Source organism: Clostridium drakei, assembly GCF_000633595.2.
Taxonomy (GTDB): Bacteria; Bacillota; Clostridia; order Clostridiales; family Clostridiaceae; genus Clostridium_AM; species Clostridium_AM drakei.
This window is the reverse complement of record NZ_JIBU02000027.1, coordinates 205,470-218,364: the sequence shown is the minus strand read 5'-3', so window position 1 is coordinate 218,364 and position 12,895 is coordinate 205,470. Positions and strand designations below refer to the sequence as shown.

Annotated in this window: 11 protein-coding genes; 3 read left to right on the top strand and 8 right to left on the bottom strand. The window is 27.7% G+C overall.

From position 1 onward, the window contains the following. Positions 1–230: 230 nt before the first annotated feature. Complete coding sequence (locus tag EG57_RS0215655) at positions 231–1,652, bottom strand: cell wall-binding repeat-containing protein (RefSeq protein ID WP_032078109.1); 1,422 nt, start codon at positions 1,650–1,652, stop codon at positions 231–233. A 390-nt stretch (positions 1,653–2,042) separates the two neighbouring features. On the opposite strand from EG57_RS0215655, the gene EG57_RS0215650 reads away from it, so the two are divergent. Then, a complete protein-coding gene (locus EG57_RS0215650; RefSeq protein ID WP_032078108.1) occupies positions 2,043–2,339 on the top strand; it encodes a hypothetical protein in 297 nt (98 codons plus the stop codon). 134 nt (positions 2,340–2,473) lie between these two features. Here EG57_RS0215650 and EG57_RS0215645 read toward each other — a convergent pair whose 3' ends face one another. The 7 genes from EG57_RS0215645 to EG57_RS0215615 form a co-directional block, all read right to left on the bottom strand. After that, positions 2,474–3,205 (bottom strand): TerC family protein, encoded by a 732-nt coding sequence (locus tag EG57_RS0215645; RefSeq protein WP_032078107.1) that lies wholly within the window; start codon positions 3,203–3,205, stop codon positions 2,474–2,476. A gap of 188 nt (positions 3,206–3,393) precedes the next feature. Next, positions 3,394–4,500, bottom strand: a complete 1,107-nt coding sequence (locus tag EG57_RS0215640; protein WP_032078106.1) for an amidase domain-containing protein — start codon at positions 4,498–4,500, stop codon at positions 3,394–3,396. Positions 4,501–4,674: 174 nt separating this feature from the next. Next, positions 4,675–6,069: a L,D-transpeptidase family protein gene (locus EG57_RS0215635; RefSeq protein ID WP_032078105.1), complete on the bottom strand. Its 1,395-nt coding sequence runs from the start codon at positions 6,067–6,069 to the stop codon at positions 4,675–4,677. 131 nt (positions 6,070–6,200) lie between these two features. Further along, a complete protein-coding gene (gene msrB, locus EG57_RS0215630) occupies positions 6,201–6,662 on the bottom strand; it encodes a peptide-methionine (R)-S-oxide reductase MsrB (protein WP_032078132.1) in 462 nt (153 codons plus the stop codon). Between the two features lie 262 nt (positions 6,663–6,924). Continuing rightward, positions 6,925–7,701, bottom strand: coding sequence for a hypothetical protein (locus EG57_RS0215625; RefSeq protein WP_032078104.1), 777 nt, complete (start codon positions 7,699–7,701; stop codon positions 6,925–6,927). Then, positions 7,694–8,176, bottom strand: a complete 483-nt coding sequence (locus tag EG57_RS0215620) for an RNA polymerase sigma factor (RefSeq protein WP_032078103.1) — start codon at positions 8,174–8,176, stop codon at positions 7,694–7,696. The genes EG57_RS0215625 and EG57_RS0215620 overlap by 8 nt, the downstream gene beginning before the upstream one ends. 258 nt (positions 8,177–8,434) lie before the next feature. Further along, on the bottom strand, positions 8,435–8,785 hold the full coding sequence (locus tag EG57_RS0215615) for a hypothetical protein (RefSeq protein ID WP_032078102.1): 351 nt from the start codon (positions 8,783–8,785) through the stop codon (positions 8,435–8,437). 339 nt (positions 8,786–9,124) lie between these two features. Here EG57_RS0215615 and EG57_RS0215610 point away from each other — a divergent pair, with 339 nt between their 5' ends. Then, on the top strand, positions 9,125–11,203 hold the full coding sequence (locus EG57_RS0215610; protein ID WP_032078101.1) for a methyl-accepting chemotaxis protein: 2,079 nt from the start codon (positions 9,125–9,127) through the stop codon (positions 11,201–11,203). Positions 11,204–11,545: 342 nt separating this feature from the next. Continuing rightward, the gene (locus tag EG57_RS0215605) at positions 11,546–12,745 is read left to right on the top strand and encodes a pyridoxal phosphate-dependent aminotransferase (RefSeq protein ID WP_032078100.1); all 1,200 of its coding nucleotides are present in this window, start codon (positions 11,546–11,548) and stop codon (positions 12,743–12,745) included. The last annotated feature ends 150 nt before the right edge of the window (positions 12,746–12,895 follow it).

Sequence of the window (12,895 nt, the reverse complement as noted above, 5' to 3'; positions counted from 1 at the left end):
TGAGGGAACCGAGTTTGACAAAGTTCTTAGGTTTTCCAAATCTTCAAGCTTTAGAATAATTAAAACATTTAGCAGTGATGAACCACTTACCATATATCACGGAATAAAAGTTAAAATTCAAACTTCCACTGCACCCTTACGTCGCAATATTTTTAAACTTTGAAAGTTTGGCTTACAAAATATTGTAGTAATTGCTCTTTATCTGCTTTTCTATAATAAGCCTTCCTATATTAGTTTTGAGTAAATTCTAGTTTATTTATTTGAAGCTTTGTTAAATCATTTTTATTTACTAAGAATGTATATACAATACTTACTGATTTACCATCTATTATGTATTCATTTTGATATTTAGCTTCCATTATGTTACCTGAACCATCATCTTCCAAAACATTTATGTTTATATTTTTTCTATTACCATCTTGTACAGTATTAGCTTTATTTACCATATCCTTAAAGCTATTCAAGTCAGTAGCAGAAGCATTATAATTTGCTGAACTTTTGTCTAAAAGGTTTTCTATGACGCTGTAATCTTCATTATAAACGCTATCTTTTAAATTATATATTCTATTAGCCATATCATAAGTAAATTTTTTACCAGCTTCCTCTATACCATTAATATTTTTAGAAATATCATTCTTTAGCTGAGTGATAGAACTGTCACCTAAAACTCCTGTGCCACCAAATATATTTATGATGCTAGGATTAATATTGAAACCTGTAGCTATATAACTGGATTGTCCATTATTGGTAGCCAATACTAATGGTGCATTCAATTTGTTTTGCAGCGGACTTGAAACTAAAGCATCTGGAAAGTTTTCACCAGAGGCCACTATTAAATCCTTTTGAGGATTATACTCTGAATGGTATAAATTCTCTAAAACAACACTGCTAGTCTCATATCTATCAAGACCAAACCATCTATCTAAATTTATAAATTTATCTTTTTTTATGGTAGTAACCTGGTCGGATAGTGTTTGTACTACATTATTTGCCACTACACCTGGTCCACCAACAACAATAATCTTAGAAGGTTTTAATCCTTTAATATATTCCACACTTTGCTGATCTATGCTGTCTTTTGCAGTCATGAATACTGGATATCCCAGTTTTGAAACTATATTATTAGCAGATAAAGCATCAGCAAATCCTTCACCTGAAGTAATTACAACTGGTGTACCCTCTGAAACTTCACAATTTTGTATAACCTTTCTATTAGTCTCATATCTATCTGTACCCTGAATTCTATTAATATTATAACCTATATCCTTAATTTTACTTTCTGTAACAGAACTAACAACACCAGTACCACCAATAATAGTTACTTTTGCATCACTAGAATATATATTTTTTAAATAATCATAAGTACCTTTATCCTGACTATCTATGTTACTTATCAATATAATTGGAGCATTTAATTTCTTTGCTAGCAATCCAGCACTTAAAGCATCAGGATAGTTTTCACCATATGTAACAATTATATTTTTAGGTTTTTCATCACCTAAAAAGGTCTTACTTGCATTTATTGATGTTTGATACCTATCTGACCCAAATATTCTCTGCTGGCTCACATCAGCAGCTTTTACATTTAAAAATGTCCCTCCAGCAATTATAGTCGTTAGTAATAAACTCAGCATAAACTTATTTTTCTTCATCAATTTAAATCCCCTTTTTTTAAATTAATTTGTACTACTAACTCCAACATATATGTCAATTTTTCAATCAAATCAACAAAAATTAGAGCCTTTAAAAAAACATTATCATAAGTTGTTAAAGGCCGAAAGACTTTATTATTGTTAGCTCTGCCATTATTGATGGTATCTTGAAAAAAATAACAAACCAAATGTATATCATTTTTAAAAAAACAGCAGACCTTTGCAATAAATAATTTGCATACAATAATCTCCTGCTTTTTGGGAAAGAATATATACAGCTGTATAAATATTTTGAAAATAAATACAATTATGGTATAATGTGCACAAGGGATAATATAAAATAGTATTCTATCAAAATATATTAGTAAATTTACAATAAGGAGGATGATTATGTTGGAATTAACTAATTCTAAAAGATGGGGAATAGGAAGTTCATCATTAATAATTTCTGTATTCTCTATTATGTTTTCATTTACTTTCATTAATGGAAAATGTGTAGGAGATCATATTTTAGGTGCACTTGGAATATCTTTTCCTGTAGAAATAATTTCTTTAACTTTATTTTTGATATCAATATTTATTGGGCACAAATACGAAAACGATTATTTAGCTAAACCAGGAAAAGCATTATCCATAATATTCATTATTTTAATGATTATATCAACAATAGCCAGTTTTATTCTCTAAAAACTTATATACTAAAAAAGCTTGATCATCATAAATCTTATCTAGACTGTTCATCTTTAACTTTATTATAATTTATATAACATAGTAAGCACTTAAGGCAAGCATCTTGATGATGCTTGCCTTAATTCTTTTTCTTAAGAGTTAACTGGTGATTGCTGTTTTTTTACAACATAGATTCCGTAAATTATAGTTAACAATGCTGCTCCATAGCTTATTATTTGTACTACAACAGGAGTTACTAAATTTATTGTTAACCTATCTTCAAAAATCATTTTAAATGATGTATGGGCAAGTATTGCAGCACCTACATAGGTAACTATAGGATATTTATTCATAAGTTTTGCTACCAGTTGACTTCCAAAGAATATAATTGGTACATTTAAAATCAATCCCAATATTATAAGTACTACACTTCCATCTGCTAAACTTGCTATTGCAAGAACATTATCTAAACTCATAGTAATATCTGCTGCAACTATACTAAATGCAGCTCTCATAAATTTCTTTGAGGAATATATATTTGTATCTTCTATATTTGATTCTACTGCACATTCTTCACTTAATTTAAGTTTATTTTCTTCATTTGGCTCGGGCTTTATAAAATCATAGGTAATTTTTACCAAAAGAAGCCCACCTACAAGACGTATAGGAAGCCATTGTATTGCTAAAATATATACTAAAAAGCATGCAAATATAATTCTTAACAACATTGCTGCAAATATTCCTATAAAAGATGCAAGCTTTGCATGCTTTGGAGGTAAATTTCTAGTAGCTAGTGCAATAACGCCTATATTATCACCACTTAAGACTAAATCCATAACAGTAATTTGAAAAGCCTTCATCATAAAGAGGCTTAAGTCTGGCATATTGTTATCTCCTTCCGTAATTTCTAATTGTATATTAATAGTCCTCTAACGTCTACATATTAGTTTAACATAAACTTTATACAATGCAAGGTTTATAATCCCATATTATAGTTATTATACACATTGTAAGCAGTCATAAATACCATATCCTTTATTATTCTTATACTATCTCTAATAATGCTTTTATGTTAATAATTTACATGTATCAACCAAAACTTTATATTTTTATTACTCCATCCAAGATCCCATGGTACCTTGTTTCTATCTGTATTATGACAACTAACTAAAGGATATCCTTTTGAATCAACACCTGTTACAACTGAAATGTGCTTAATATCACCTTTTTTTTCATAAGCAAGAAAATCTCCTGGAAGAAGCTTATATGAATCTTTATATACCTTCTCATAGCTTCCATATGCAATAACAGATGCCCTACCACTATAAAGCATATATGTCTTAAATCCATCAGCATTCAACCAAGCTCGAGTTGCCCCCTTATTATCATAATTCCAAGCAGGATTCTTTTTAAATCCTCCTCCTTCAAATAATATTTGGGATGCAAAATTAGCACAATCTCCTCCCATAGGATTATAATCTCTATAATTTTTATTATATTTAAATCCATATACTTCATCATTAGCTGCCCCACTATATTGATCAGCATATTCTATAGCCTTTATTCTCCTTTCATTTATGTTAGAAATATCCCTTGATGATTGTGATGATATATATTGTTTAATTGAATCCGCTTTTAAATTATCTAAATTTAGAGAATCCTCAAAAGGATCTTCATACCATTCTTTTGTAATTAACCACCTTCCACCTTTATTAACAATATTTAATAAATGATGCATTCCAATTTTAGATGTATTTACTAATTGTGGCTCATTTTCATATATATACTTATATTTCATTGAACATAACAAGTTTACTGTATATTTGTCATCCCTGCCTTTAATACTTTTAATTACTATTTTAGATGAAATGTCAGTAAATTTAACTCCTTGTTTCTTTTCCCAACTTTGAATATAGTTTATCTTCTTTTTTTCATGTTCATAAGCCCAAACTCCATACTTAGTACTTTTATCATAAATAGGCTCTATCATTTGCAAATTTTTATCTAATATAGCTTTATTTCTATTTTGAAAAATTTTTTCTATGGAAGTTGCAATTTCTTCCTTAGAATCAATATTACTTCCTAATACTTGAGCAATATGACTTGTATATATTAGTAAAGCTATGATAATTGATATTATAATCCTAGATCTATGTTTATTTATCATATAGAATTTCATATTCTAATTCTCCTTTATCTTTTAATGCAAAATGTATAATAAATTAACATAAAAAACTATATTCCTACGTAATTTTATAAATTTATTATTCCCTTAGTAATGAAGAAAACTAACTATTAATTTATGGAATAAATGTTTAATTTCACAAAAATTAATATGTTGTATGCTTAATTCCTATTCTTCATAACAAATAATAGGAGTTCCTTCTTCTATATTATCAAAAATTGCTTTAGCTAAGTATACTGGTGCATTTACACAACCATGAGTTCCATTACTCTTATATATATCTCCTCCAAAAGAATATCTCCAGGTTGCATCATGTATGCCTATATTTCCAAAAAAAGGCATCCAATAACTTACTTCAGTTTCATAATTTGCTCCACTTAAAGTTGCTCCATTTTGTTTATAATTAAGCATATAAGTACCAAGCACAGTAGAACATCCTCTATTAGGATTTCCTGTTACTACATCCCCTTCAGTTATAAGCTTTCCATTTTTATAAAACCATAAATGCTGCCTTGTTATATTAACTTCAACATAAGTTTTTCCTATTTCATCTTCGCCTCTAGGTAAAGACTTTTGAATATATATAGGCTCTTTTTTTAGAACTTCACCAAGTCTTATGCTTTCTAACAATACTTTTATTTCATCAGCGCAATTAATTTTCCATCCATAAAGACCACCATTAACTTCTACTACTTTACCTATAGATGTTTTAAATTTTCTTGTTATCCCAACTGTATCATACTTTTTTGCCAATCCTTGAACATATTTATCAACTGCTTTTTCATCTATTACTGCTTCTAAATTTTCATCAACACTAAGCCATTCATTTATTATATTTCCATCCAATATTTCACTTTTATTTTCAAATATATAAGTTATCTTTGTTGATACATACCTATTTAGTAATTCCTTAGTCTTAGAAGTTTTACTAGAACTTAATGTATATTTTGGGTCTTCATAACAAACTTTTTTGTTTAAATCTAATTTTATATTTCCCTCTAGTATACTCTTTTTTATAGCTTCATCTAATTTATCCCTATTCACCTTATTACCATATACTTCTCTGACAACTTTATATGAACCATTTGAATATTTAAAACTTACATTTCGAGATTGTGTAATATTTTTATTTAAACAATTTAATTCATTTATTTTATTTTTCAAACTATCTTCATTATAAATAAACAAATCATTTACATAATATTTTTGATTTTTTAATAAAGAAATAATCCATTTAAACGAACTTTTACTGTGGCAAATTTTAAAAATATTATTTTTTTCATTATATTGAAGCCCTATATCTTGTCCTGCTATTTCTTCTATTTGTCCATTTTTCTCTACTAGTTGAAGTTTATAATTTCTAGTATAATTTCTAATTATATTATTAGCATCATTATATGGTTTTAATGAAACATTTACTCCGTTTATTACTGTATTGAAAAAAAAATGATTAGCAAAATATATTGAAACAAGTAGATATATCAGTGTAATTGAAGCTATTACAATAATGATATTTGATATTTTTTTACTTTTAAAAAACTTTTTCACATTAATATTTCTCATATAAATTTATACCTTTCATTAAAAATATAAGCATATTTTAAATATAATAACTAATTTAAAATATGCTTATATTTTTGATTTTAAAACTAATGCACAGATGTTAATTCTAAGTACATATAAAAAATTATATCTTAATCCTTATTATCCTCTACCAAAGAAATGTATTCCTCATATCCTTCTTCTTTCATTTTATCAAGTGGAATAAACTTTAAAGCAGCAGAATTGATACAATATCTTAACCCACCTTCTTCTGTAGGACCATCATTAAAAACATGACCAAGATGAGAATCAGCATTCTTGCTTCTAACTTCAATTCTATGCATATTATGACTAAAATCAGATTTTTCTTTTATAACCCCTCTGCTTATAGGCTTTGAAAATGCAGGCCAACCGCAGCCAGAATTAAATTTATGAGTAGACGAAAATAATGGTTCACCAGAAACAATATCAACATATATACCTTTTTCAAAATGATTGTCATAAGTATTATTAAAAGGCCTTTCTGTTGCATTTTCTTGAGTAACATTATACTGAAGTTCATCAAGCTTTTCTTTTAATTCGTCTTTACTAGGCTTTTTGTAGCTTTGTGATATAAAAATCACTCCTTTTAATCTTTGTTTCCTATTATAAAGCATTCCTTGATTTTTATTCTACTAATTCTATAATCCATAAGAATGAGCAGTAAATTCATTCTCAAATTGTTCGTAAACTCTTTTCTACTTCATTTATAACCTTCTTTAATATAAAAAGCATATTTCTTATATCTGAAGGACTGAATAAAGAAAGCCATAATGACATTAAAATTCATTATGGCTACTGCTTTATATATAAAATCTAACTATCCAAGAACTCTGTTTATTTGGTACTTATAACCTGTTGTGCCATTTTAACTAATTCATCTTTTGATACATTAGAATCAATTCCTAAAAGAGTATAGTTAATTCCATCTTGCATCCAATTTAAATATTGAACTTGAGAGATTTTTTCCTTATCAGAATCAGATCCAAAACTAAATACATATTTACCAGATAACTTATCCTTTTTATCTTGTTCTTTCATTTTATAATTTTCTGGCTCAGTCTTGTTAGCATATGAACGATAATATACATCTATACCATTATAATTAGCAACAACAGTCTCCTTCTTTGATCTTTCATCTAACTTTCCATTTTCTATATATAGACTTAATTTATCATTTCCTTTTGTATAATCAAAATCAAGTGATTTTGTTTTTCCTGCAAAATTACCTTTATCATCAGTTCCTTTATTATTTACAGTACATCCACTTACAAAAGTATATCCATTATCAAATTTATTAACTAATTTAGGATTAGATTTAAAATCCTTCTTCACTTGTTCTACTGTAGGTATATTAGTATATGTTGGTTTACCACTTGAACTTGAAGTTATAGAAGTTACTTTTCCTGCAGCAAATACAGTTGTTCCTATTACCATAGTAGCCACTAATGCACCTATAATTTTTTTCCTAATTGATCCTTTTTTCAACATTTTAACATTTTCCATTTTATCAATCTCCTTTTTATCTGGTAAACTATTTAACGTTGCACTTACCTTATTTTTAAAACTTTTAGGTGTATCTGGAAAGACACTATTCCAATCATAATTACTCATAAATTGCCTCCATATTCTCTAACTTTATTTTTAATAATTTTCGTCCTTTTGCCAATCTACTTTTTACGGTTCCTGAAGGTATTTCTAAGATTTCTTTAATTTCTTCTACTGAATATCCTTCTACATAATAAAGAACAATTGCAATACGAATACGTTCTGGTAAATTGTGAACGGCCAAATATAATTCACTATAGTCCTTTCTATCCTCAGCCTTGGTAGACTCAAAGTATTCTTCATAAGGTACCTCGGGATACTCTTTGCGTTTTAAATCATAGCATTCATTTATGAGTATCCTAATCAACCATGTTTTAAAATATTGTTCTTTTTTAAGTGTATCTATTTTATCATAGGCTTTTAAAATTGCCCCCTGAACTGCATCCTCACAATCTTGATCATGAGTCAAAATTGATTTAGATATGTGATATAAAGTAGATTCAGCTTCAAGGACATTAGCTATAAATGTTTCTTTATTCAATTGACTTCCTACCTTTCTTTGCAAACTGTAGCGCTACTTTTTTGCTTTACACTAATTAGATGGATATATATACTAAATGGTTCATTTTATTTTCATTATATTTTAATACAATACTATAAGTTGGATATTGTAAATTAATTACAAAATAAAGATACCATAAAATCCATTTCTGAATAATATGGTATCTTGAGAAATTTATTAAAAATAGCAAGTTAGTTAGAAACAATTTCTTTTAAAACTTTACTGTAAAAATATATGTTAAAGAAAAGAACTTTTTAAATTCATTACAAACTTATTTTTAAGTTCAATTTTTATATCCTTGGCATAATGTGTATCAACATCTTCATCAATTGTAATATGATAAATATCATCTATATTTATACAAATCGTAGGCGTAGTATCATTATTTTCATCTTGAAAATCCAATAAGGCTTCTTCTTCACAATTTTTAAAGAAATTATACTCAAATTTTTCATATAGCTGATTTGTCATTATGTCCTCATTAGTATCTATTACAATTTGTTTTCCTTTAAATGATTGTAATGCTTTGTCCAATCTTGACACCATTTCATTATTTTCCTTTGATAATATTTTACTTGTTTCTTTCATAGCTATTTCCTCCCATAGTTGTATTCATTGGATAAATCTCTTTTATTATAACAAGTTTTTCTTAACTATAATAGAACAATATAAATTTTAAATATTTGTTTTTATAATTTTATGCCAAACTTTGCTTACTAGAACTTCACCCAACTTATTCCAGATTCAAAGTTAATTATTTTTATAAATATTGTAATTTTTTTAGAAATTTTAAGTTATTTTGTAATATATTATCATAATAACACTAGAAGGTTTAACTTGCTTATGTTAAAATATTTTATATAAACAAATAAATATCGTATAAAATAATTCGCCCTTATAAAAATTAATTTTAAAGGAGAATATCATATGAAATCTATTAAAAACAAATTAGTTACTTTTGCTATATTACTAGTATTATTACCCGTTCTAATTACTAATTTCGTATGCTATTATTATTTTTCTAACAGTATATCTTCTAATGTAATCGACAACAACAAAAAACTTTCATCGACAATATCTGATGGTGTTAAAGATTTTATAGAAAAAGCCTATACACTTACTGAAGAAATGGCACAAAATAAAACAACTGTTGATTTCAATGCTGAAGATCAGAAAGAAATGCTTGTAAACGCTTTAGCTAAAAATCCTTATTTTGACTTACTTTATGTTCAAAATACTTCTGGGAAACAAACAGCTCGTTCCTCTGGAGAATTAGGAGATAGATCTAATAGATGGTGGTTTACTCAGATGATTAAGGATAAAAAATCTTTTGTTAGTAAGTCCTATTACTCTTCAAGCGGAAATATGGCTGTTACTTCAATATTCCACCCAATTTTTGATAAAAATTCAAATATGTTAGGAATATTTGGAGCTGATCTTAAATTAAATGAATTACAAAAGCTTGTAGACAAGTATTCAGATGGTAAAAACATCTATTCATTTATTTTAGATAGTGAAGGCGTTGTAATTGCTCACCCTGATAAAACTGAAGTTTCGGAACTCTACAATTATAAAACTTTGAAAAAAACAGTATTAGTTAAAGGTGCCTCTGGTAATGTTGAAAAAGATGCATCAGGAAATCTAAAAACTAAGCTTGAAGATATATCTATTCCTGAAGCTCTCAAAGGAACTGTTGAAAAAGCACTAAAAGGAGAATCTGGTGTCGTTGAATACTCAGATAATAATAAACAAATGTTAGGTGCCTATACTACAATAAAGCTTCCTGGTCAATCACAAAGCTGGGCAGTGGTAACAGTTGAAAACAAAGCATTTGCTATGTCAATACTAAAATCCACTCAACTTAAAAATATTTTTATAGCATTAGGATTATTATTAATAATTGTCATATTAATATATTTATTAGCTAAAAAATTTACACAGCCTATTCTTGAACTAGTATCCTTAATGAAAAGAGCCTCTGAAGGAGACTTAACAGTTAAATGTAAATACAAAAGTGAAGACGAAATTGGCAGTTTAAGCTACAACTTTAATTGTATGGTATCTCAAATTAAAGATCTTATTAACAATATAAGCAGTACTTCAAACCTTGTAACAAATTCAGCTAAAACTTTATCCATTAATACTGATGCAACTTCTAAATCTATTGAACAAGTTGCCTTAAATATTTCAGATGTTGCTATTGCTGCTGAAAAACAAACCTCAAACTCCATTACTGGACTTGATACAACTACAAAGTTATCAGATGAAATTTCTATCATGACAAATTATATGAAGGAAGGAAAACTATCTGCTGAAAAAATATATACTGTTAGCACTAAAGGAGTTAATATTATTAACGATTTAGAAACTGCTGCAAAAGAAAATAATAATTCCATAAACAATATAGCAGTAGTTGTAAATTCTCTAAGTGAAAAAGCTAATATAATAGGAAATATAGCAGATACTATAACTTCAATTTCAGAACAAACTAGCCTTTTAGCTTTGAATGCTGCCATAGAAGCTGCAAGAGCTGGTGATTCTGGAAAAGGATTTTCTGTGGTTGCTGATCAAGTTAGGAAATTATCAGAAAATACTTCTGTTTCAAGTAACAATGTTAAAGATATTATATCCAATGTTCAAAATGATGTTAATAAAGCCAAAGATGCCATATCACAAGCAGAACTTGTAGTAAAAAAACAAAATGATGCAGTTAAATATACTGGTGAAACTTTTAATGAAATTTCATCAAAAATTCAAGACGTAGTAAATAAAATTATTACTACTGCATCCAGCCTTGATAACGTACTTATTAGTAGGGATCAACTACTTATACTTATGGAGGATGCAGCACAAGTATCCGAAACTCTCTCAGCATCTTCTGAGCATGTTTCAGCTATAACAGAAGAACAAAATGCAGCTATGGAAGAAGTAACAGCACTAGCAGAAGAGTTAAATAAAATGTCCTCAACCCTCAATGAATCAATAAAAATCTTCAAATTAAGTTAATAATAAGTCTCGAAAAAAATTGTTTCGAAATTTTAAGCCAATGCCCACTTGTTAGGCATTGGCTTTACATATATCGGATAGTTTAATAATATAAAATATAAAATTCATAAATATAAATTTAAGAATTACAAAAATTCAAAAATAATACAAATGAAATAAAGTATGCAAAAACTATTGCATTTGACTTTTTAGAGTAATATAATAAGACAGTGAAAAGGTTAACAAATACGTTTAAATTTTAACATAGTCTTATCAATGACTATGCAAAAAACAATAGACAAAAGAATATAAGCACTTAATAAAAATTGAGTGTTATATATCTAAAGAGGAGGAAGACTATAAATGAAATTTTCTGACAGAATAACCGCAATGGAGTGCTCTCCAATAAGAAAACTAATACCATATGCTAATAAGGCTAAAGAAAGAGGTAAAAAGGTTTACCATTTAAATATCGGACAACCTGATATAGCTACACCAAGACAATTTTTTGATGCTGTAAAAAATTTCAATTGCGAAATTTTAACTTACTCACCATCTAACGGAATACCTGAATTAATTGATGCTGTAATTCCATATTACAAAAATTATGGTATGGAATTTTCAAAGGATGATATATTAGTAACTAATGGTGGAAGTGAAGCTTTACTATTCACACTTATGTCATTATTTGATAAAGGTGATGATATAGTTATTCCCGAACCATTTTATGCAAATTACAAGAGCATGTTTCAAGTACTAGAAATAAATGTAGTTCCTATTAGTACTAAAGTTGAAGAAGGTTTCCATCTTCCTTCAAAGGCTGAAATTGAAAAAATTATTACTCCTAAAACAAAAGCTATACTAATATCAAATCCTGGAAACCCAACAGGAACAGCTTACACAAGAGAAGAAATCAATACATTAGCTTCTGTTGCTAAAGAAAAAGGTATATTTATAATATCTGACGAAGTTTACAGAGAGTTTGTATATGATAATTTGGATTATGCAAGCTTTGGAACTATAAAGGATATAGAAGACAAAGTTATAATAATAGACAGTATATCTAAAAGATATAGTGCCTGCGGAGCTAGAGTAGGGTTGATCGTAAGCAGAAACAAAGAATTTATGAAAAATGCCTTTAAACTTTGTGAAGTAAGATTATCTGTTGCTGAATTAGAACAGATAGGAGCAGCAGCTTTATACAAAACTCCACAAAATTATCTAAAAGAAGTTAATGAAGAATATAAAAAGAGAAGAGACATAGTTTTTGAATCTCTTAGCAATATGGAAGGTGTTGTATGCAGAAAACCTGAAGGAGCCTTCTATTACATGGTAAAACTTCCAGTAGATAATGCAGAAAAATTTGTAATTTGGCTTTTAGAGGAATTTGATGTTGATGGAGAAACATTGATGATGGCACCAGCAGATGGTTTCTATGAAACAGAAGGACGTGGAATAGACGAAGTTAGAATAGCCTATATCCTTAATGAATCTGATTTGTTAAAATCCATGAATATTTTAAAAGAAGGATTAAAAAAATATCCAGGAAAAACTACAAAATAATAATCTTATATTTTTTAAATATAAATATTAATAAAGAGGAATTGAATTGTCTTATTCAATTCCTCTTTATTTTATATTAAATCACATAAAAATAAGAATTATTGGTATAAATTCAATACATATATTAGATAATTGGACAAAATAAATATT